This is a genomic window from Agrobacterium tumefaciens, assembly GCF_005221325.1.
GTDB lineage: Bacteria > Pseudomonadota > Alphaproteobacteria > Rhizobiales > Rhizobiaceae > Agrobacterium.
The window spans coordinates 282,174-302,728 of record NZ_CP039890.1 but is presented as its reverse complement, the minus strand read 5'-3'; the positions used below and the strand labels follow the sequence as shown (position 1 = coordinate 302,728).

Sequence of the window (20,555 nt, the reverse complement as noted above, 5' to 3'; positions counted from 1 at the left end):
TCTTGTCGGTTGCTGATACGCGGACGCACAGCGGCGTTGAAAATGCTGATTGGGCACGCTTCGATCAGCCCAGTTGAAGTTCGGCGACGAGCAGATCGAAATCACCGTAAAGAAAACGGCTATCGATCTTTCGGCACTGATCCCCGGATCCTGCAAGAATGGCGGGTACGCCCTGAATGCCGAAACGCGCCATGTCGGCCCGTGCCGCCGACATCCTGCTCCTATATGCGGCGAGGAGTGCCTCGTCTGGAGCTTGAATCCGCCGAGCCGCCTCGACGCAGCCGGCCGATGTGAGCGTTTCGGCGACGATGCCGAGATCGGAATTGTTGCGGCCTTCCTGATAGCGGGCGCGTTGCAGGGTGTTCAGCACTTCGAGTTCACGCGCCGGCTCGCTAAGAGCGACGGCGACCAGCCCGAGGGTGGCTGGCGCGGAATCAAACAGGCCGCCTACCGCACCGAGCACCTGCTCGCGGTAGGCTTCGGAGAAGGGCTGCCCGGTCAGGCGGACGATGCGCTGGTCGTTCTGCCAGGCATAGTCCGCAAATTGCTTGTTCATTGGCCGTGAACCCTCTCCGGCAAACAGGCCGGTAGGCGCCAGATCGAGCGTCACACCGTCGAGCCGTGACAGCTTCTCCAGCGCCGGACCGGCGCCGTAGCACCAGCCGCAAAGAGGATCGAAGAGATAGGTGATCTGCATATCTGTTTTCCGTCTTGTCTGGCATTGAAGATATGCGATCGGGATTGAATTGATAATCGCGATTAAATATCCCAAACTGTGCGTCATTGGCATACAATGCGGGAGTGCTACATGGAGGCGATCAATCTCAATCGGCTAGCTTATTTCGTTGCTGTGGTAGACGCGGGCTCGTTCACACGTGCCGCGGAGCGGCTCGGCATCACCAAGACCGTCGTCAGCCAGCAGGTGGCCCGGCTGGAAGCAGACCTCAGGACGAGCCTCCTCTTGCGGACGACCCGCCGCGTCGAGCCGACCGAAGCGGGCCGGTTGCTACACGCGCGGGCGGTCATCATCCTGCGCGAAGCCGAGGATGCGTTCGGCGAAGTCGCCGAAGTCACGGCCAGTCCGGTCGGGACATTGCGGATCGCCGCCCCGAACGACTTCGGCACATCGACCATTGCCCCATTGGTGGCGAAATTCTGCCGGAGCTATCCCGCCTGCACGGTCGACCTCTTCCTGTCGGACGCCAAGATCGATCTAATTTCCCATCACATCGACGTCTCGATAAGGGTCGGCTGGCTCGACGATTCCAGCCAGCAGGCCCGCCGTATCGGCGCGTTTCGGCAGTTGCTTGTTGCCGCACCTGACTTCGCGCGCACGATGACCGCCAGTACCCCGGATGATCTCGCCCACCAGCCATTCATAGCCAACGGCGCGTTGCGTGAGCCGCTGGTCTGGCATTTCTCGCGCGCCGACTTCGACCGTCGCACTATCCGCATGCGACCAGCGATGACCATCAACGCAACGCCAGCCGTGCTTGCCGCGACACGGGCCGGTGGAGGGCTTTCGGTGCTGCCGGACTTTCTGGTAAGCGGGCTGCTGGAGAGCGGCGCGCTCGTCCAGGTTTTGCCAGACTGGTCCTTGCCATCGGGCGGCATCCATGCGGTTTATCCCGCTGCGCGGTTCCGACCGCCCAAGGTCACGGCGTTCGTCGCGATGCTGGCAGCCGAAGTGAAGCTTGCATCGGCGGATTGAGGATTTTCCCAGAAGCGCCCGAAGCTGGCCGGCACCGGCCGCCCAATCGCCGCACATGCGTGGGGCGATTGGTATTCGTCAAAGGCGGTTGAGGAAGTCCGAACGTCAATCGCAAGACGGCCTGACGGCGTACCAGTGTTGTTGGACAGCGCGAGAGCTGTCACGTTCGCGGCGGATCGCGTCGACCCGTTGCGCACCGCGCTATCGTTCTCATCCCAACATCATTCAAGCCGATGGCTGCAACGTCGCCATGTCGATGACGAAGCGATAGCGAACATCTGCGCGCTCAAGTCTTTCGAACGCTTCGTTAATTTCATCCATGCGAATGAATTCGACATCGGGCAGGACTTTGGCACGGGCGCAAAAGTCGAGCAGCTCCTGAGTTTCAGCGATACCGCCAATCGGTGACCCGGCAATCCTGCGCCGTCCTGTCATCAAGGGAAGGGTGTTCATCTCGTTCATCGGTCCAAGCTGGCCGACCAGAACAAGTGTGGCGTCGACATCGAGCAAAGGCAGATAGGGATCGAGATCGTGCCGGACGGGGACCGTATCGATGATCAGATCGAAGCTTGAATGCGCGGATGCCATGGCCTCAGGGTCGGACGAGACGAGCAAACGCTCGGCGCCCAGTGCGAGGGCATCGGCTTGCTTGTTGTTCGATCTGCTGACAACGGTGACATGCGCTCCCATCGCGACAGCCAGCTTGACTGCCATGTGTCCAAGACCGCCCAGCCCGACAACCCCGACGCGGCTGCCTGGCCCGACATTCCATGTGCGGAGCGGCGAATAGGTAGTGATGCCGGCGCAAAGAAGTGGGGCCGCCTTCGCGGGATCGAGTCCTTCGGGCACGCGCAGCACGAACTCCTCTCGAACGACGAGGGTCGCGGCATAGCCGCCGGTCGTCAATTGCCCGGTGATCCGGTCTGGAGCGCCGTACGTCGACGTGACGCCCTGGCGGCACATCTGCTCTTCGCCCGACCGGCACTGGTCGCAACTCTGGCAGCTGTCGACGATACATCCAACTGCGACGAGGTCGCCCACCTTGTAGCGCGTCACCTCAGGGCCGACATTCGTGACGCAGCCCACGATCTCGTGCCCGGGGACTACCGGATAGGTCGTCCATCCCCAGTCATTACGCGACTGGTGCAGATCCGAGTGGCAGACGCCACAATAGAGGACCTCAATTGTTACGTCATTGTCGCGCACTTCGCGGCAATTGAACGAGTGCGGCTTCAAGGGGGCATCAGGCGCGGTCGCAGCGTATCCGTATGTTTTCATGGTGCACTTTCCGAGTGGACGTTTTGGGATTTGTTTCGGCGTTCCGGCGGCGGTCATGAGGTTTGCAAAGCCATAGGCCGTTCGTTTCGTCGATGAAAATGTCTTGCGTTTCCGCAAAGCAGTGGTAGTAAGAGGAGGAGTCCTCCGTTTTATATACGGAGAATTCCTCCGTTTATCAAGCTGGAAAAACATGATGACCGCTGAAAAACAAACACCGCGCAAACCGCGTGCCGACGCCGAGCGCAATCGGCTGAGGCTGATGGCTGTGGCGAAACAGGTGTTTGCGGATAAGGGAACGTCTGCGAGCCTGGACGAGATTGCCCGCGCGGCCGGAGTGGGCATTGGTACGCTCTACCGACACTTCGCGACACGCGAAGCGTTGATCGGTCAGCTGTACGAAAACGAGGGCGATCAGCTCGCGGAAGCAGCCAACAATCTCTCGCAAGGCGAGCCGCCCATCGAGGCTTTGCGGCAATGGCTTTTGTTGTTCGCCGACTATCTTGCGACCAAGCGGATCATGGCCGATGTCCTGAGTCTGCTGGGTCCCAATGCCGACGAGATCTGCGCGGCCTCGGCCGAAAGGCTTATCGCAGCCTGCGGCTATCTTCTCGATAACGCGACAGCGAGCGGCGACATCCGTCGCGACGTGGAACCTCTCGACCTGCTGATGGCGATCGCCGGGGGCGCAAATCTGGGGCACGCGCCTCAATGGGAGACCGGCGTTGCGCGGGTCATTGGCATCATGATCGCCGGCCTCATCCGCGAGCCCTGACACATTCATCAACGCAACAACGGACAAGTCCGCCGCACCGGGCGGTGCGCTCATGGTCGGCAGCCGACAGGAAGTGGCGTCCAAATTCTTGATCGCCGCACGACGCTCCGCATCGTCCGGTTCATGGGACAGGTCAGTCTCGGCGGAATGTCCAAGGACATGATCGAACTCCGTCCGGCTGTTCGGCGAAGCGGACATTCCAGCCGTGCGGCATGTCCGTCGCATGAGAGAGGCCCCATGACCAGGATCAGCAAACCGTCATCCCATCAGCGTTTGCGTGTGCTGACGGCCGGGGCCTTGCCAACAAATTCACGGCTATCGATCTGGTCGAACATGAAGATCGCAATGTCTTCGCGAGACACCGCGAGGGAGTGGCGGGTGCGGCCGTAGAGGCCCACGTTCAAGAATTTGGAGGCAGGCCTGTTCTTGAGGAAAGCCGCGCGCACTATGGTCCAGTCGAGACCGGAGGAACGGATTGTGTCGGCGAGCCCCACGATGTCCTGATAGACGCCGGGAACCAGACGCTTGATGACTACAGCCGGGAGCCACGCCTTCCAGTCGGACCCATCGGCCGGATCGACGGCCGTACCGGTCGAGATGGCGATGAGGCGCGTGACATTCTCTTGGCTCATCGCCGAAATGATGGCCTGCGTCGCCCGCGTGATTGGACGATCTTTCGGGTGCGGGGTTTTCGACGGCCCGAGCGCCGACAGCACCGCATCGGCGCCGCGAACGGCCTCGCGCAGGACCGCACTATCCGAGAGATCGCCCCGCACCACACGAACCCTGACGTCCTGGAAAGGTGACGAAGAGCGGGCAAACACCGTCACCTCGAAGCCGCGCTTCAACGCTTCATCGATCAGATAGGGACCGGTTTTGCCGGTCGCGCCGAAGAGGGTGACTTTCATGTTTCGAGTCCTTCCTGAAGCGGGTGCGACGGGTTCGCCGCCCCCGCACTGTGAGATTATTCCTGCACGAGATCGAATTTGTTGCCGTCCGGATCGGTCAGCGTCGTGTAGCGGATCTGCGGCAGCTCGAACTTCTCCACGACCGTCGCACCAAGCTGCACCAGCCGCTCGGTCTCGCCATCGAGATCGGATGTCTTGAGATCGACATGGACGCGGTTGCGCTGTGTCGGCACGTCTTCGACTGGAAGGGCGGGACATCAGGCGACGCGGCCAGTTGAACGATCATGCCAAAATCATTGGCGACTGCGATACCGAGAGCTTGCGACCACCAGGTGGCCAGTTTCTGCGGGTTGGCAGTGTCGATGGTGACAGCGTGTATCTTCATGGTCTGTTTCCTAGTTTCTTTGGACAGGGAGCGGTCCTCGCCCTCGCATATGCTCACTTGCGAGGACCCCTCCGGTAGCTCAACGGGCACTGTCGATGATCGACCCGCCATCGGGCGCGAGTGAGTAGCCGGTCAGGAACTGGGCGTCCTTGCTCGCCAGGAACAGCACCACGGGCGCGATGTCTTCCTCCGGCGATCCGTAACGGCCGAGTGCATTGGCCGGCGGCGGGACATCGACTTCAGGTCCCCATGTCTCAGCCACCGGCAGAACATTGTTGACGGTGATCTTGTCCCCCGCCCACTCGCGGGCGGCCGTTCTCGTGAGCGCCCTCACGGCTTCCTTGGCCATGTTATAAGGAGCCATGCCTGCCAGTCCCGAGACGCCGGCAAGGGACCCGAAGTTGATGACACGGCCATGCCCGCTCACTTTGAGATGCGGATAGGCCGCCTGCATGGCCCGCAGATAAGCGATCGGGCCAATCTCGAAATTGCGCTGGAGCTGTTCCGCCGTGAGGTCGAGCACAGACGCATAGGCAACGGTTGAGTCGAATGCGTTGTTCACGAGAATGTCGAGGCCGCCATAGGTCTCGACAACCTTGTCCACTGCTGCCTTGATGTCGTCGGCATTGCCCAAATCGGCTGGAAGCGCGAGCGCCGTGCCGCCGGTGGCCTCTATCTCAGCCACGACGGCTTCAATGCCAGCCAGGGTGCGCGATAGTACGCCGACCTTTACGCCTTCGGCTGCAAACAGCTTGGCGGTCGCGCGGCCAATGCCCCGACTGGCACCGGTGACGAGTGCGATTTTTCCTTCAAGTCTTGCCATTGTAGTTTCTCCTTAGTTGAGACTTGCCTGTTGGGTTGTCGCGACGAGGCCGTAGGGCGACGGCACATCGCGAGCGGCATTCTGCGTGGCGAAGGAAGCGGCGAGCAGTGCGGGGCCGATCACGGCTGGCAGCGCACCAGCAGGCTTGCGAACGCCCAGATGCGCCGATCCCGATAGGATCAGATGGAAGAAGATGCCCGCATAAGCCAGATCACTCAGCGGCACGCTGACCCGCGACAGGATCGCGAGCGGGCCGAGAACTTTCACCACGATCATTAGGGGCACGAGATAGGGTGCCGGATAGTTGAGCCCGGCAAGGGTCTGCGGAACCCAGGCGCCTCTGGTCAAAATAAAGAAACGCGGAACTTAGATAGAGCAGTGACAGCAGTGCTGTGCTGACCCAGTAGATGACGGTTGCTGTCATGACTATTCCCGTGGACCTCGCGCCCCCGATGAGACGGCGGTCGATTTCGTGTTTTCCTTCATGTCCTCATTGGCATCGTATCCGAGAACCTGTACGATAATTTAGATGTTGAACGAAAAATCACAAGTAGTATGAATTTATGATGATAAGTATGGAAAACCAGACTAATGACGATACGTGACGACTTCACCATGCAGGATGAGATGCGCCGCGCCTTCGCTATGCTCTCTGGCAAATGGAAGCTGGAGATCATGTGGCTGCTGCATCAGCGCACCCATCGCTTCGGCGAATTGCGCAAGGGCATCCCCGGCATCACGCAGCATACGCTGACGGTGCAACTTCGGGAACTCGAGGCCGATGGACTGGTGGCCCGAACGGTGTTCGCCGAAGTGCCGCCGCGCGTCGAGTATGCAATGACCGACAAAGCGCGGGGGCTCGGTCCCACCATGGAAGCGCTCACCGCCTGGTGGAATGAATATGGCAGGCAGTCCGCACCAAAACCAAAGCCGAGAGGCCGTAAGGCAAAGGATTAATGGAGCCGTCCGGTTTTAGGCCGGACGGTCTTAGTCTCACGCGGGTTCGGCTTTGTTCTTGAAGAGCTGTCCATAGGGCGACGGCTTGCGTCGCGCGGCATTCTGCGTGGCGAACGAGACAAGCAAGGCGATCAAACCGACCAAAGCCGGCGCGAAGCCATAGTCGCCGGCATTGAGATGCGCAGAAATCGCCAGCAGCAGGTGATAGAACATTCCCGCATAGGCAAGGTCCGACAGGGCGACATTGAACCGCCAGAGGATCGTGACCGCGGCGAGCGGCTTCAGCACAGCCAGGATCGGCACGAGATAGGCGGGGTATCCGAGTGTCGGGAAGATGCGCTGCACGCCGACGAGGTCGGAAAGATAATAGGCGCCGCCCGCCAGATAGATGAGAGACAAGAGGCCCGTGGAGGCCCAGTAAATCCATTTCAGCTTCATTGGTGATTTCCTGTTTACGAAAGAAGTTGGGTGGCAAGGACCTGCCGCAGGGCCTTGGGTGGACGGCCGGTGAGCCGCTCGACATCTCCGGTGACGATGTCGAAGGCCCCGCGGATGAAGCTTTTCTGGATGTCGATGACGGCATCCACCACCGTCTCAGGCAGTCCCGCCTGCGACAGGCCCGCATGCAGCTGCTCCTCTGGCAGAACGAGGAAGTTGAGGGGGCGGCCTGTGATGTCGGCGATGAGCGCCGCGCGCTCGGCGCCCGAGAGGCGCTGTTCTCCTGTCGCGTGGTAGATCGCGCCGTCGTGGCCATCGCTCACGAGAATGCCCGCAGCAGCCGCAGCCACATCGTCGCGCGAAACGAAGGAAACCCTGTTTTCGGCAAGGCCGGTGAGTACGCCACCGGCAAGCGACGCCCGCGCCTCATCGGCCAGCGCCTCGGCGTAATAACTCATGCGCAGGATCGTCCACCCAGGCGCTGTGGCGATCAGATGCTGTTCGCCCTTCCAGTACCCGGAGCCAAGTTCCGCATCGTCGGCCCGCTTCGTTCCCGCAGCCGACATGAGGACGATGTGAGGCACGCCTGACCGCCTCGCAGCATCGATAGCGGCGACCAATTGCACTGCACGCTTGCCCGGCTCCAGGTCGGCCGAAGGGATCAGCAGCAACCGGTCCAGCCCCACATAGGCTTCCCGAAGCCCGTCTGGTTCATCGTAATTGCCATATCGGGACTGGACGCCGTCTTTCGCTCCTTCCGGCGTTCGCGAGATCGCGACCACCTCATGTCCGCCTCCCCGCTGTAGCAATTCCACGATCACTGTCTTGCCGAGATGCCCGCTCGCACCGCTCACGCCGATTTTCATTGTTGGCCTCCTTGTTCGATTTAACGCACTATCTGTTCCTAACGTTGTATATGTTCCCAAAGAGAAGCGTAAGAATGTACAAAATGGTGCGTCACGCACCTTTATGTTCGTGGAGGGATCGACATGCCGGCGATGACGAAAGAACGCGATACGCTTGAGGATCAGCAGCACGCGAAGTGCAGACTGCTTGGCCAGATCCTCGACCGTATCGGCGACAAATGGACGATCATGGCGGTCGGCGCCCTATCCGACGGGCCAATGCGTTTCAACGCCATCATGCGGCGTATCGGCGGCGTGTCGCATCGCATGCTCACGCTCACACTACGTGGTCTGGAGCGCGACGGCATGGTCCGCAGGACGGCCTATGCCACCATCCCGCCAAAGGTCGAATATGAGCTTACACCGCTCGGTCGATCACTCACCGAACCCTTGGCCACATTGCTGGAATGGGGAGAGAAGCATAGCGAGGACATTGATGTTGCTCGCAAAGCGTTCGACAGCGATGCCTGATGTTGCTTCGGCGTAATGCGTTTCCACTGAGATCGATAAAGTGCCTATTGGGGACAGGGGAGCTGTCGGGTGGCATAGAGCACGCAGATAGCTCCTACATCAGTTTTGCCTGGGTCATAAGGAGTTTCAGGCGCAAACTCCTAGGTGCGTGCGCGAACGTGCAGCCATTGGCGCCGAAATAGCATTTAAGAGTAGTATTCTGGCGACGTCGCAACGGAGGACCGCCCATTTCGAGCGTAAAACGTGCCGCCCCTGTCCGAATTTCTACTGTGAAAGAAAGCCGTTCAGCCAGATCCTAGAGTCAGGGATCCTCTTCCGTGCCTGCCAGCCAGTGCGGTATGGCGCTGAGGGCAAGGGGGATTGCATCCTGACCGCGGCCGTTGCCTGTGGAACTAGGCACCATGCAGTCGACGATGGGCTCGGCTATCGAACGGGCGGTAGTGCAAACCCACCTATTCGCGAAGGGGTCGAACGGAACGGCGGGACCTCAGCCATGACGTAGGGTGAGCAGGTGCCGATAGCGATTGTGCCGGCAGCGCGCTGGTGTGAACTCACCGATTGCTCTCTCGGCATGTCGTGCGCAATCCGGTTCGGGCTGGCCACACCCACGCAGACCTCGATGGATCTGGTGTGACCGAAGGACGCCTTCGTCTCGATCGCCTTGGCCGCAACGGTCATACGCAACTTTCTTCCCCTGCGAACAGGTTCGCATTCCTCGCGGGCCAAGAAAGCCGCTCCCGGCCATCCTCCACTTCGTTCCGGCCCCGTAGGGGTGCGGCGTCGATCGCCGTCGGTCTTAACACCGTCATCGAGGCCGCGATGGGCGCGGCCCGAGCAAACCGGAAAAGGAACACGACAATGGCAGTCATCGGCGAATTCACCACCAACGGCAACAACTCCATCATCGGCAACGTGCGCACCCTCACCGTCAGCATGAAGGCCCGCCTGAACCCGATCGAACGCGTCTCGCGCGACGCTCCGGATTTCCGCATCACCGCCGGCAACGGCGTCGAGGTCGGCGCCGGCTGGAAGGCGGTCTCCAACGACGGCGAGGAATACATCTCGGTCAAGCTGGACGATCCGAGCTTCAACGCCCCGATCACCGCAGCCCTTTGGCCGAGCGAGAAGGACGGCGAATACGCCCTCATCTGGAGCCGCCCGAAGCGGGAGGCCTGATCACCCCGAAGAGCTCCGCCGAAAGGCGGGGCTTTTCTTCTTTTCAGATCATGAAGCCGGAGGCGGGCATCGAGCCCGCCTCCGGCTTCATGGTGCCATACGGAGAGGATGTGAGCTGCTCAGTTCGTCCAAGCGTGCCATGACGAACCGAAGGCTTCCAGCACGAGCGGCGCCTCCAATTTGCTCCTGCCGCCTTTGGCGGCTCCCGCAAATCGGTTCCTCCACTCGCCGCCTCTGGCGGTCGCGTCCCGCGCTGCTTGACCCCTCCGTTTCGCGATGACGCGCGGCGTCGTCTTTCACAAACGTCAAGTAGACGACGATGACGATTTCTCTCGAAATGCAACGCGAAGAACTCCCGGCCGAACTTGGGAATGCCTGCGATCCGGCCGAGCGCCGCCAGATTGCGGCGGAGCTAGAGATGGTGCAGGCGGAGCTTGCAACCATCGAGGCCGAGCAGGACGGGCGCATCAGCGCGGAGCCTCCTTTCTAGGGGGCTCTATTTCTGCGTCCCTTGTGGCTGTCTTGCCTCAGCCGTTCAGTGCGTCCTTGACCGCCTTGCCTGGCGTGAACGTCAGCTTTTTCGAAGCGGCGATCTTGATCGTTGCGCCTGTTGCCGGGTTACGGCCTTCACGCTCCGGCGTGTCCTTCAGCTTGAACTTCCCGAACGAGGGGATCGACGTTTCTGCGCCAGCAAGCGCCGCGTTGGTGATCTGCTTGAAGATGCTCTCGACGATCGTCTTGGCCTGCGCCTTTGTCAGATTCTGTTCGGCTGCGATCTTGTCGGCGATTTCGTTGGTCGTGGTCATAAGGTACGGTCCTCTTTCGGTTTTCGGGCCTTCAGCTTTGACAATGAAGATGTGGCGAAGAAAGGTGCAGAAAGGCAGGAAATCCCGCGTTGACGCGAAAACCACAGGAAATGCAGAAGTTCGGCCGATTGAGACAGGTTATTAGACACTGCTCGCGTCCCGATAGCCGCGTCGTCTCTTCGTTCGTTCGATAAGGAACAGTGCTGTGTCCGCATCGTCCGGATGATCGAAGGTCTCCATCATCGTCTGGCCGCCCGATCCGATCCGGCCCCAGTTTCGGATCACCGAAGCACCACCGAACAGCGTCGGCTGGATCGCAATGCTGTAGTAGCGCCGCATGTTCTGCGCCGCATCGATGCGGTGAAGATGAACCTGGCATGTCTCCTTGTCTTCCATGTTCCCATTGTCGCTGTCCCGGCAAGCAGCGTCCAACGAGTTATATGAATCGATCCGGTGTCACCGATTCATCGTGGTGATGGTTTCAGACGGGGATTGGCGAGGCGGCTTCGCCGCACGGCTCTTTGAGCAGGCGCACCGAACCCGCAAGTGGTTTCGTCCCATTCGGGTCACGATCCTCTCGCGGCCGGTTCTCTTCTCTCTGACTTTGTATTTTGCGCCCGCCAGTCCGGCGTTAAGGACGTCGGCACCTCCAAATCGCAGCCACCGTCTGCGACGGCTCCTGCAAATCCGCTCCTCCAATCGCCGCCTCCGGCGGTCGCAATGCGATCCCTGACCCCTTGCATCAGAAAGACGAAAGGAGATTGCCATGACAGAGCGGAAAATCAAATCCAGCCATGGCGGCAGCCCGGAATGCTGGCGTCAGCGCGAAGAGGGTTTCGGTTGATTCGAGAAGCCGAGCGTGCACATGGGCGCGTCAAGGGCGCGCCAATGTACATCTCAGGGGCTACGACGATGATGGCGACGTCATCCCCGTCGAAAACCTCTGTCAACGGGATGCGCTGGACGCGGCGATCCGTGCTATCGAGGCCAACGAGACGGCGGTCGATATTCTGGTTGCCCAGCGACGAACCGAGATTGCCGGCTGGCGCATCGACGCCGTGAGCCGTCAACTCAACAGTAGCCTCGATTGAAGTCGAGGACGAAAGGTGGTGGCACCACCTTTCGTCCTTGTCCTTTGTCTACGAGCCATGCCAGCCGGATCGACCGGCCGACATGGCTGATGAAAGAGGACAAGCCCCCTCTCGACCCTCACTCCCATGAAGTGGCAAGGCACCGCCCCGCCCCCTCAAACACCCCAACACATGGGGAAAGGGGACGGTTCCTCCTCCCTTTCCCCAAATCCCTATCCCTCTGCCGGCTGATCTATTGTTCAGGTTGGATCAGCAGCGCATGACTTTCGTCGTTTGCTGCAAGCCCTATAATGATAAGGAGTTGGGGGTGAAAAATAGAGGCCTGCAGCGGTGACGACAATTCTTGAAACTGAAATCCTGACGAACATGGCACTGGTCATGGAGCAGGAGCGGATAGAGCGTTGGATGACCACAACTGAACTGCTTAAACTCTGCGAACTGAGCGAGTCTAACTATCTTGGTATATTCGATGGCTCCGTAAAATTGCGATTGAGCGCCGTCGTCGGTACCGGTCGGAATCTTGATATTCCACTTGTTGAACTTTTCGGTCGACCATCTGTCAGATTCAATCGACACCATTGAAGACACTTATCCTTCTGCCAGTCTGAACCGGATAGTGCCGTGAGATGGTTCAGACAGAAGCAACGGTTGGTGGTACATCCTGCGTCGTGCTGGGTGTCTTTTCTTTTTCTGGCTGTCGCTTGCCTGTCGTTGAGCGAACGCGGTTCAATATCGGTGGCAGGAATGGCACATGTTCCCAGACGACATCGCCTTCGAAAAGGGTTTCGGTATTGCGGTTACGCCATCTGACCTCTTCCCTGGTCACGAAGGGTGGCGCAATTTCGGCGAGGGTCGCCAACGGTACGAACCCGGCCGTACAGATCAAAGCAATGATCCTCAGCGTCAAGTTAGCATTCTGTGTGAATACCTCAAGGGTAATGATTGCTTCGACAACAATGATCGGTGTGAAGGCCATGAACGCAGCCCAGATGATCAGCGGCCCCATCAGAGAGTACCAGTCTTTTTTCCAATGCATCCCTTATTGTTCCTTTCGACTTTTTGAGAGGTCGAGGGGGCTGATTGTTTCCAATGCCACGTTATATCGATTGCTCATCCCTGTGAAACCTATTCTCACCGACGCAGGCTTTCATATCGTCACGCCGGAACCAAATAGCACGGCCACACCGTAGCGGTGGGTTGCCGGAGGAGAACACGATCTGCTCGTCGCTGCGCATACGCAGCACTTCATGCGGCAGGATCAGCGGGCGGCGGCTGAGCTGCTTTGATCGCGAGCGCGACGATCCCTTCATTCCGGTCGAACGGTTGGTCTGATCGACCTCCACTGTGGTGTCGCCACAACGCTTGGAAATATAGTCCGCAGTATCGGGATCGTTGATCGCCGCAAACGAAATCCACGACGCGGATTCGAACCATTTGCTCGTCGCGTCACGTCCACCATAGGCCTCGCGCATCTGGCCGAGCGACTGGAAGATCATCGTCAGTGTGATGCCGTATTTGCGGCCCGCGTCTCGGGCGGTTTCGAGGATGCGCAGGTAGCCGAGACGTGCCACCTCGTCGAGCAGGAAGAGGGTGCGACCCTTCACATCGCCGTTGCGGTTATAGATCGCGTTCAGCAGCGAACCGATCACAAGACGCGCCAGTCCTGGATGGGCTTCCAGCACTTTCAGATCGAGCGCTATGAAGATGTCAGTCTCGCCGTCTGCGAGATCGTCGGTCGAGAAACTGTCGCCGGAGACCAGGCTGGCATAGTTGGGATAGGAGAGCCAGTGCGTATCCTTGACGGCATTGGCGTAGACACCGGAAAATGTCTCCGGCGTCATGTTGACGAAGACGGCGACGTTTTCCTTTACGAAGTCGGACCCTGACCCCTCATAGATCTTCGTTAGGCGTGCCCGAAGCTGGGGTTCGGGCTCGGACAGATTGGCGCGGACCCGGCGCAAAGTTTGCTCTTTTTCGTCCGTATGTCCTGAAAGGCAGACATCGGCGATCAACGCGGTCAGGAGCTGCATCGCCGAGGCCGTGAAGAAGTCATCGCGGGCGGACGCGGTGCGCGCACTGTCGGTCATGATCCACGTGGCGACGGCAACAATATCCTCTTCCTTGGTATTGCCATGGCGACCGATCCAGTCGAGCGCATTGAAGCCGACATCAGACGCGGTTGGATCGAGCACGATCACTTTGCGGCCGGCCGTGCGCCGATGTTCGATCACCATCGGCGCGACCTCGCTTGACGGATCCAGTACGACGACGCCGCCGCCCCATTTGAGCGCGGTCGGGATCGTCACTGACGTCGTCTTGAAACCGCCGGAGCCAGCAAAGACGATCCCGTGCGACGAGCCAAACGATCCATCGAAGCAAAGCAGCGACGCCTTGCCACCGCCGCCCCAGCTTTTTTTGTCATCGGCCCGGAACGGCATGGCGGCAACGCTATCGCGATCGACGCGATAGCGTTCACCGATAACGATACCGCCTGCTTCTGGAAAAAGTTTTGCGGCTTCGGGCAGTTTCATCCAGTCGGCCTCGCCATGCACAGCGCGTTTGCCACCGATGCGGCGCGGTCCGGACGCCACGAACGCAGCATTGCCTTTCAGCGCGATACGCAAGGCGAAGATACCGCTGAATAGTGCTGCGGCAGCACCCACCATCGTCGCCGGGTCGGAATAGGCGAGAACGGACTGTCCCGCCGGCACGTTTCCGGCGATACCGGCAAGTCGGACAATCTCGCGCACCACGGCGACGGCGCCGGTCACGGCGTTTCCCGCAAGCACGCTCCCGCCGGCCGTCTTGATGTTCGCGGAACCGTTGACGGCGAACAGCGCGATGACGCCGATCGCGGCTGCCGCAATGTAGGGTAATGCAAGGCCGGCCCGCCCGAGCATCAACTTCGCCTGCGGGGATGTTCCAAGTGCCGCCAGCCGATGCTCTAGGCCTGAAGTTAGAACCATCGTCACAAGCATGATGATCGCCGGCAGGACAGCCAGCAGTGTCCTATTCGCCGTCATGACCGAATGCCTCCACGCCAATCGTGGTCAGACGTGCGCGTTCCATATCGTCACCTTTGATGCGGCGGTTCGCGTCGATCAGCAGGCCGAGCAACAGCGCGCGCTTCTCGTAGCGCAGCCCGGCCTTGACGATCAGGCCGCCGAGCTCGATTTTTTCGCGCGTATCCTTTTTGCGCGCATCCGATGTCATTGCTTTCGCCATCCGCTCAAGCCTCACCAGCCCCGCCCGAATCCGCGCCAGGCGACTGCGCCGTGGACGACTCACCGCCGCTTCTGCTCTCGCCGGCATTCTTTCTCCCGGTCGCAATACCTTTGCCTCCGCGAAACTGTTTGGCGACGTCCTCGAAGGCAGCCTGAAGCTCTGCCTCGTCAATCTCGATATCCCCGAGGCCGGCTTTCAGCGCGATGCGACCAATACGCTCGGCCTCGCGGGTCTCGGCCTGCTTCAGCTGGTCCTGCAATCTGGCGATTTCTTCCCTGATCCTCGATGATGGCTTCTTCATTCCGGTCGCTCCTTTAAAGTCCGGGCGTTGCACTTGCGACGCCCAGACTCTTCCGGATGCTCTGAAAATGACATCTGCAGATCTGCAGATCGCCAAGGGCGATGCCTTTGTGAATGATCCCGCCGTTCCGAAGGAGCGGTTCCAAGGGCGCAATTATACGTCGCGATGCGACGCGTTGCTTCTCGGCCCGGTGGGTCCGAGCTTTGCCGCCACTCCCGACGAACTTGATTCTAACCGGGAGCGCTCTTCGCCGTGGCCATCGCCCATTTCTCAGCCAGCATCGTCAGCCGCGGCTCGGGTCGCAGTGTCGTGCTGTCTGCAGCCTATCGGCACTGCGCGAAGATGGAATACGAGCGTGAGGCCCGCACCATCGACTACACCCGCAAGCAGGGACTCCTTCATGAGGAGTTTCTTCTCTCGGACGATGCCCCGAAATGGGTGCGCAGCCTCGTTTCCGATCGCTCTGTTTCCGGCGCTGTCGAGGCCTTCTGGAACAAGGTTGAAGCTTTCGAGAAACGAGCCGATGCGCAGCTTGCCCGTGATCTGACCATCGCCCTGCCGCTGGAACTGTCTGCTGAACAAAACATTACCCTGGTGCGGGATTTCGTCGAGAAACACATCCTCTCAAAAGGTATGGTCGCCGACTGGGTTTATCACGACAATCCCGGCAATCCGCACGTTCACCTGATGACCACTTTACGGCCACTCACCGAGGACGGCTTCGGGTCGAAGAAGGTCGCTGTCATCGGTGAGGATGGTCAGCCGGTGCGCACGAAGTCCGGCAAAATCCTTTACGAGCTCTGGGCCGGATCGACTGATGACTTCAACCTGCTGCGGGATGGATGGTTCGAGCGGCTGAACCATCATCTGGCACTCGGCGGCATCGATCTTCGCATCGATGGGCGCTCCTACGAGAAGCAGGGCATCGATCTGCAGGCTACCCTCCATCTCGGAGTCGGAGCCAAGGCGATCGAGCGCAAGGCGGAAAGCCACGGTGTTCGCCCGGAGTTGGAACGGATCGAGCTGAACGAGCAGCGACGCTCGGAAAACACCCGCCGGATCATGCGCAATCCTGCCATCGTGCTCGACCTGATCATGCGGGAAAAGAGCGTGTTCGACGAACGCGATATCGCCAAGGTGCTGCATCGCTATGTCTACGATCCCGCAGTCTTCCAGCAATTGATGCTGAAGATCATCCTGAACCCGCATGTGTTGCGGCTGCAGCGCGACACGATCGACTTTACCACCGGCGACAAGCTGCCGGCGCGATATTCGACGCGAGCGATGATCCGGCTGGAAGCGACGATGGCGCGGCAGGCGATGTGGCTGTTGAACCGGGAGGGAAGGGGCGTTTTCCAGTCCGCTCTTGACGCCGCGTTCCGGCGGCATGAGCGGTTGTCCGACGAGCAGAAAGTTGCGATCGAGCGCGTTGCAGGACCTGCCCGTATCGCCGCCGTTGTCGGGCGCGCCGGGGCTGGTAAGACTACGATGATGAAGGTGGCCCGTGAGGCCTGGGAATTGACCGGATATCGTGTTGTCGGTGGTGCGCTTGCGGGCAAGGCGGCTGAGGGTCTGGAAAAAGAAGCCGGCATCGTGAGCCGGACGCTTGCGTCATGGGAGCTGCGCTGGAACCGCGGCCGAGACGTTCTGGACGACAGGACGATCTTCGTCATGGACGAGGCCGGCATGGTCGCGTCGAAACAGATGGCCGGGTTCGTCGATGCCGTGGTTCGGGCCGGCGCCAAGATCGTGTTGGTTGGTGATCCCGAGCAGCTTCAGCCGATCGAGGCGGGGGCCGCTTTCCGCGCCATTGTCGATCGCATTGGCTACGCCGAACTCGACACTATCTATCGTCAGCGCGAGGACTGGATGCGGAAGGCATCACTCGATCTGGCGCGCGGTAATGTCGAGAGGGCGCTCGTCGCATATCAGGGCCAGGGCAGGGTGCTCGGCTCGCGACTGAAGTCCGACGCCATTGCAAATCTTATCGGCGATTGGAACCGCGATTACGATCAGACGAAAGCGGCGCTAATCCTCGCCCATCTGCGCCGCGACGTCCGGATGCTCAATGTCATGGCCCGCGAGAAGCTGGTCGAACGCGGTATCGTCGGCGTGGGCCACGTCTTCAAGACGGCCGACGGCGAACGCCGTTTCGATACTGGCGACCAGATCGTGTTCCTGAAGAACGAAGGATCGCTTTGGCTCAAGAATGGCATGATCGGCCATGTCGTTGAGGCTCAACCGAACCGCATCGTGGCCGTGGTCGGCGAGGGGGATCAGCAGCGCCAGGTGATCGTTGAACAGCGGTTCTACAACAATCTCGATCACGGCTATGCCACGACGATCCATAAGAGCCAGGGCGCGACGGTTGATCGCGTGAAGGTACTCGCCTCGCTGTCTCTGGATCGTCATCTGACCTATGTGGCAATGACCCGCCATCGCGAGGATCTGCAGCTTTACTACGGGACGAGGTCTTTCTCCTTCAATGGTGGCCTGGCCAAGGTTCTATCCCGAAAGAATGCCAAGGAGACGACGCTCGATTACGAGCGCGGCCAACTCTATCGCGAGGCGCTGCGCTTCTCCGAGGCTCGTGGCCTGCACATCGTCCAGGTCGCACGCACGCTGGTACGCGACCGGGTCGACTGGACGCTACGCCAGAAAGCGAAACTTGTCGATCTCGGTCGGCGTCTTGATGCCTTTGCGGCGCGCCTCGGCTTCACCCGAATCCCTGACACTCAAACGATGAAGGAGGCCGCACCCATGGTCGCAGGCATCAGGACATTCTCAGGCTCTGTTGCCGACACGGTCGGTGACAAGCTTGGCGCCGATCCCGCGCTGAAACGGCAATGGGAGGAGGTCTCGGCGCGCTTCGCTTACGTCTTCGCTGATCCCGAAACTGCCTTCCGCGCGATGAACCTCGACGCGGTTCTCGCGGACAAGGAGATGGCGAAACAGGTTCTCCGGAAACTCGAGATAGAGCCGGCTTCGATCGGCCCCCTGAACGGCAAGACCGGCATTCTCGCCACCAGGTCGGAGCGGGAGGCGCGTCGTGTCGCAGAGGTCAATGTTCCGGCCCTGAAGCGGGATCTCGCGCACTATCTTCGGATGCGTGAGACGGTCAATCAGAGGCTGCAAACGGACGAGCAGGCCTTGCGTCAGCGCGTTTCGATCGACATTCCCGCACTGTCGCCGGCAGCGCGCGTGGTGCTAGAGCGGGTCCGTGACGCCATTGACCGTAACGACCTGCCGGCGGCGATGGCCTACGCGCTCAGAAACCGCGAAACCAAGCTCGAGATTGACGGGTTCAATCAGGCGGTCACCCAGCGGTTTGGGGAGCGGACGCTGTCGAGCAACGCCGCGCGCGAGCCGTCGGGAAAGCTATACGAACAGCTTTCCGAGGGTATGAAGTCGGAGCAGAAGGAACAGCTCAAACAGGCCTGGCCGGTCATGCGCACGGCGCAACAGCTAGCGGCCCACGAGCGTACTGTCCGATCACTAAAGGTTGCCGAGGAACAGCGCCTCACCCAGCGCCAGACGCCGGTGCTGAAGCAATGAGGCATAGGCGAGTTCTCCTGTTTCTGACGGGTGCCGCCGCCGTCATGTCCGCGCTGGCGGCGACTGCGCTCACAGGTGGCTATCGGCTGAACCTAACCCCAAGCGAGCCGCTCGGCCTCTGGCGAATCGAAATGCTTCAGCGTCCGGTCGCCGTCGGCGATCTGGTGTTTTTATGCCCGCCGATGACAGCCGTCTTTGGCGAGGCGTGGCGGCGCGGATATCTGCGGCAGGGGCTTTGCCCCGGCGGTTTTGCGCCGCTGATAAAGTCGGTCGCCGCACTTCCCGGACAGCGTGTCGACATCACCGATCACGTGTTCATCGATGGTCGCCTGGTTCCGGCATCGTCTGTATGGGGCAGGGACGGCGAGGGCAGGGCGATCACCCCAGATCTCGGCGGCGTCGTACCGCCGCATCATCTGTTCCTTCACTCACCTTTTGCGAGCTCCTATGATAGTCGATATTTTGGTCCGGTTCCGGATTCCGGTCTTCTCGGCCTGGCGCGGCCGGCCCTCACCTTCGATCCCTGATCGCGGTGACAATCATCCGACTGATCGCTGGAAATCCATCCTGCTGATCATCACGGCCATTGCCTGCGGGTGGGTCGGCTGGAGCGGCGAGGTGCTTCTCCTTCCGCTCGCCATGTTCTTTCCTTTGATCTGGGCGATCGCGCCGTCACGCTCGATCGCAGCACTTGTGGCAGCAGGATATTTCCTGGCGGCCTCCCGCGGTTTGCCGCGGGGCGTGGCCAACTTCTATAGCGCCGATCTCTGGCCGGGGCTTTTGCTCTGGGTAGTGGCTTCCGCATCCTTCGTCGCTGTCCACGCGGTGTTTTGGACGAAACCTCGGGGCAAAAACGCTTCCGAGAGAAAAGGAACGGATGCGGCGAGGGCGCTACGCTATCTCATTGTAATAGTGATTACGGCGCTGCCGCCATTCGGCATCACCGGTTGGGCGCATCCCCTGACGGCTGCGGGAGTGCTGCTTCCCGGCTGGGGATGGTGGGGACTGTGCGCGATGGCGACCGGCCTGCTCATCATGGCGACGAGGCTTTGGCCGGCCGCAGCCATCATCCTTGCGGGATTCTGGCTTTGGTCCGCCGCGACGTGGACGGAACCGAAACTACCTGATGCGTGGAGGGGCGTCGACCTTCAGGTGGGACAAAAACTCGGTCGCGATGAATCGCTTCTGTACCACCGTGACCTGATCCTGACGGTGCGTCGCTCAATTGCCGAGCGCCCGGACGCGCATGTTGTGGTGCTGCCGGAGAGCACGCTCGGTTTCTGGACGCCGACGGTGGAACGCGTCTGGCACGAAGGTCTTCGTGGCTCGAACCTCATCGTCATCGCAGGTGCCGCCGTCATCGACTCACGGGGCTATGACAATGTCATGGTCGCGATTTCGGCCGACGCAGCAAAGGTTCTTTATCGCGAGCGCATGCCGGTCCCGGGTTCGATGTGGCAGCCGTGGTTGCGATGGACCGGGCAGGGCGGTGGCGCGAAAGCCGACTTCTTCGGCAATCCGGTGGTTGAGGTCGATGGGGTCAGGATCGCGCCGCTGATCTGCTACGAGCAGCTCATTGTCTGGCCGGTCCTGCAATCGATGCTGCATGCGCCAGAAGTCATCGTCGCCGTTGGCAACGGCTGGTGGACGGAAAACACCTCGATCGTTGCCATCCAGAAAGCGAGCGTCTCGGCCTGGGCAAGGCTCTTCGGCTTGCCCGTTGTCATGGCATTCAACACATAGGAGTACCCAA

At 60.5% G+C, this 20,555-nt stretch carries 25 protein-coding genes and 1 pseudogene; 11 read left to right on the top strand and 15 right to left on the bottom strand.

What is annotated here, in order from left to right; translation table 11 throughout:
• Nucleotides 1-64: 64 nt before the first annotated feature.
• Nucleotides 65-697 (bottom strand): DsbA family protein, encoded by a 633-nt coding sequence (locus CFBP5499_RS26985; protein ID WP_080830285.1) that lies wholly within the window; start codon nucleotides 695-697, stop codon nucleotides 65-67.
• Nucleotides 698-808: 111 nt separating this feature from the next.
• On the opposite strand from CFBP5499_RS26985, the gene CFBP5499_RS26980 reads away from it, so the two are divergent.
• A complete protein-coding gene (locus CFBP5499_RS26980) occupies nucleotides 809-1,711 on the top strand; it encodes a LysR family transcriptional regulator (protein WP_080830284.1) in 903 nt (300 codons plus the stop codon).
• Between the two features lie 225 nt (nucleotides 1,712-1,936).
• On the opposite strand, the gene CFBP5499_RS26975 is transcribed toward CFBP5499_RS26980, so the two are convergent.
• A complete protein-coding gene (locus CFBP5499_RS26975) occupies nucleotides 1,937-2,989 on the bottom strand; it encodes an NAD(P)-dependent alcohol dehydrogenase (RefSeq protein WP_080830283.1) in 1,053 nt (350 codons plus the stop codon).
• 193 nt (nucleotides 2,990-3,182) lie between these two features.
• Between CFBP5499_RS26975 and CFBP5499_RS26970 the strand changes: the two genes are divergently transcribed.
• On the top strand, nucleotides 3,183-3,761 hold the full coding sequence (locus CFBP5499_RS26970) for a TetR/AcrR family transcriptional regulator (protein WP_080830282.1): 579 nt from the start codon (nucleotides 3,183-3,185) through the stop codon (nucleotides 3,759-3,761).
• Nucleotides 3,762-4,027: 266 nt separating this feature from the next.
• Here CFBP5499_RS26970 and CFBP5499_RS26965 read toward each other — a convergent pair whose 3' ends face one another.
• From CFBP5499_RS26965 to CFBP5499_RS26950, 4 genes and pseudogenes are all read right to left on the bottom strand, one after another.
• Entirely contained in the window at nucleotides 4,028-4,669 is a 642-nt protein-coding gene (locus tag CFBP5499_RS26965; protein WP_080830281.1) for an NAD(P)-dependent oxidoreductase, read from the bottom strand.
• A gap of 56 nt (nucleotides 4,670-4,725) precedes the next feature.
• Nucleotides 4,726-4,902: a VOC family protein gene (locus CFBP5499_RS30660; RefSeq protein ID WP_233284265.1), complete on the bottom strand. Its 177-nt coding sequence runs from the start codon at nucleotides 4,900-4,902 to the stop codon at nucleotides 4,726-4,728.
• A 231-nt stretch (nucleotides 4,903-5,133) separates the two neighbouring features.
• Nucleotides 5,134-5,877, bottom strand: coding sequence for an SDR family NAD(P)-dependent oxidoreductase (locus CFBP5499_RS26955; protein ID WP_080830280.1), 744 nt, complete (start codon nucleotides 5,875-5,877; stop codon nucleotides 5,134-5,136).
• A gap of 12 nt (nucleotides 5,878-5,889) precedes the next feature.
• Nucleotides 5,890-6,301 (bottom strand): annotated as a pseudogene (locus CFBP5499_RS26950) (DoxX family protein).
• A 167-nt stretch (nucleotides 6,302-6,468) separates the two neighbouring features.
• On the opposite strand from CFBP5499_RS26950, the gene CFBP5499_RS26945 reads away from it, so the two are divergent.
• Nucleotides 6,469-6,834, top strand: a complete 366-nt coding sequence (locus CFBP5499_RS26945; RefSeq protein ID WP_080830279.1) for a winged helix-turn-helix transcriptional regulator — start codon at nucleotides 6,469-6,471, stop codon at nucleotides 6,832-6,834.
• A gap of 36 nt (nucleotides 6,835-6,870) precedes the next feature.
• Here CFBP5499_RS26945 and CFBP5499_RS26940 read toward each other — a convergent pair whose 3' ends face one another.
• Together CFBP5499_RS26940 and CFBP5499_RS26935 are read right to left on the bottom strand one after the other, a co-directional pair.
• Nucleotides 6,871-7,272: a DoxX family protein gene (locus CFBP5499_RS26940; protein WP_080830278.1), complete on the bottom strand. Its 402-nt coding sequence runs from the start codon at nucleotides 7,270-7,272 to the stop codon at nucleotides 6,871-6,873.
• Nucleotides 7,273-7,286: 14 nt separating this feature from the next.
• Nucleotides 7,287-8,138 carry an SDR family oxidoreductase gene (locus CFBP5499_RS26935; RefSeq protein WP_080830277.1) on the bottom strand — a complete coding sequence of 284 codons (852 nt, stop codon included), beginning with the start codon at nucleotides 8,136-8,138 and terminating at the stop codon, nucleotides 7,287-7,289.
• A gap of 132 nt (nucleotides 8,139-8,270) precedes the next feature.
• Here CFBP5499_RS26935 and CFBP5499_RS26930 point away from each other — a divergent pair, with 132 nt between their 5' ends.
• Complete coding sequence (locus tag CFBP5499_RS26930) at nucleotides 8,271-8,648, top strand: winged helix-turn-helix transcriptional regulator (protein ID WP_233284282.1); 378 nt, start codon at nucleotides 8,271-8,273, stop codon at nucleotides 8,646-8,648.
• Nucleotides 8,649-9,071: 423 nt separating this feature from the next.
• Here CFBP5499_RS26930 and CFBP5499_RS26925 read toward each other — a convergent pair whose 3' ends face one another.
• On the bottom strand, nucleotides 9,072-9,332 hold the full coding sequence (locus CFBP5499_RS26925) for a hypothetical protein (protein ID WP_137066503.1): 261 nt from the start codon (nucleotides 9,330-9,332) through the stop codon (nucleotides 9,072-9,074).
• Nucleotides 9,333-9,506: 174 nt separating this feature from the next.
• Between CFBP5499_RS26925 and CFBP5499_RS26920 the strand changes: the two genes are divergently transcribed.
• Together CFBP5499_RS26920 and CFBP5499_RS30230 are read left to right on the top strand one after the other, a co-directional pair.
• Entirely contained in the window at nucleotides 9,507-9,824 is a 318-nt protein-coding gene (locus tag CFBP5499_RS26920) for a DUF736 domain-containing protein (protein WP_175416925.1), read from the top strand.
• 319 nt (nucleotides 9,825-10,143) lie between these two features.
• On the top strand, nucleotides 10,144-10,314 hold the full coding sequence (locus tag CFBP5499_RS30230; protein ID WP_175416924.1) for a hypothetical protein: 171 nt from the start codon (nucleotides 10,144-10,146) through the stop codon (nucleotides 10,312-10,314).
• A gap of 37 nt (nucleotides 10,315-10,351) precedes the next feature.
• Here the strand turns inward: CFBP5499_RS30230 and CFBP5499_RS26915 are convergent, their stop codons facing one another.
• Nucleotides 10,352-10,630 (bottom strand): HU family DNA-binding protein, encoded by a 279-nt coding sequence (locus tag CFBP5499_RS26915; RefSeq protein ID WP_080830603.1) that lies wholly within the window; start codon nucleotides 10,628-10,630, stop codon nucleotides 10,352-10,354.
• A 141-nt stretch (nucleotides 10,631-10,771) separates the two neighbouring features.
• Entirely contained in the window at nucleotides 10,772-11,026 is a 255-nt protein-coding gene (locus CFBP5499_RS26910; protein WP_080830273.1) for a WGR domain-containing protein, read from the bottom strand.
• A gap of 398 nt (nucleotides 11,027-11,424) precedes the next feature.
• Between CFBP5499_RS26910 and CFBP5499_RS26905 the strand changes: the two genes are divergently transcribed.
• Nucleotides 11,425-11,721 (top strand): hypothetical protein, encoded by a 297-nt coding sequence (locus CFBP5499_RS26905; protein WP_199445977.1) that lies wholly within the window; start codon nucleotides 11,425-11,427, stop codon nucleotides 11,719-11,721.
• A gap of 330 nt (nucleotides 11,722-12,051) precedes the next feature.
• Nucleotides 12,052-12,303, top strand: coding sequence for a hypothetical protein (locus CFBP5499_RS26900; protein WP_130932588.1), 252 nt, complete (start codon nucleotides 12,052-12,054; stop codon nucleotides 12,301-12,303).
• A 49-nt stretch (nucleotides 12,304-12,352) separates the two neighbouring features.
• Here the strand turns inward: CFBP5499_RS26900 and CFBP5499_RS26895 are convergent, their stop codons facing one another.
• From CFBP5499_RS26895 to traC, 4 genes are all read right to left on the bottom strand, one after another.
• Complete coding sequence (locus tag CFBP5499_RS26895) at nucleotides 12,353-12,757, bottom strand: hypothetical protein (protein ID WP_080830271.1); 405 nt, start codon at nucleotides 12,755-12,757, stop codon at nucleotides 12,353-12,355.
• Nucleotides 12,758-12,818: 61 nt separating this feature from the next.
• On the bottom strand, nucleotides 12,819-14,744 hold the full coding sequence (gene traG, locus CFBP5499_RS26890; RefSeq protein WP_080830270.1) for a Ti-type conjugative transfer system protein TraG: 1,926 nt from the start codon (nucleotides 14,742-14,744) through the stop codon (nucleotides 12,819-12,821).
• Entirely contained in the window at nucleotides 14,731-14,946 is a 216-nt protein-coding gene (gene traD / locus CFBP5499_RS26885; RefSeq protein WP_175416923.1) for a type IV conjugative transfer system coupling protein TraD, read from the bottom strand. Before traD ends, traG begins: the two co-directional genes overlap by 14 nt.
• 4 nt (nucleotides 14,947-14,950) lie before the next feature.
• The gene (gene traC / locus CFBP5499_RS26880) at nucleotides 14,951-15,247 is read right to left on the bottom strand and encodes a conjugal transfer protein TraC (RefSeq protein WP_080830269.1); all 297 of its coding nucleotides are present in this window, start codon (nucleotides 15,245-15,247) and stop codon (nucleotides 14,951-14,953) included.
• A gap of 252 nt (nucleotides 15,248-15,499) precedes the next feature.
• Between traC and traA the strand changes: the two genes are divergently transcribed.
• The 3 genes from traA to CFBP5499_RS26865 are packed head-to-tail and all read left to right on the top strand — an operon-like array spanning nucleotide 15,500 to nucleotide 20,545.
• Nucleotides 15,500-18,802: a Ti-type conjugative transfer relaxase TraA gene (gene traA, locus CFBP5499_RS26875; RefSeq protein ID WP_080830268.1), complete on the top strand. Its 3,303-nt coding sequence runs from the start codon at nucleotides 15,500-15,502 to the stop codon at nucleotides 18,800-18,802.
• A complete protein-coding gene (gene traF, locus CFBP5499_RS26870) occupies nucleotides 18,799-19,329 on the top strand; it encodes a conjugative transfer signal peptidase TraF (protein WP_080830267.1) in 531 nt (176 codons plus the stop codon). Before traA ends, traF begins: the two co-directional genes overlap by 4 nt.
• Nucleotides 19,250-20,545 (top strand): conjugal transfer protein TraB, encoded by a 1,296-nt coding sequence (locus CFBP5499_RS26865; protein ID WP_080830266.1) that lies wholly within the window; start codon nucleotides 19,250-19,252, stop codon nucleotides 20,543-20,545. The genes traF and CFBP5499_RS26865 overlap by 80 nt, the downstream gene beginning before the upstream one ends.
• The last annotated feature ends 10 nt before the right edge of the window (nucleotides 20,546-20,555 follow it).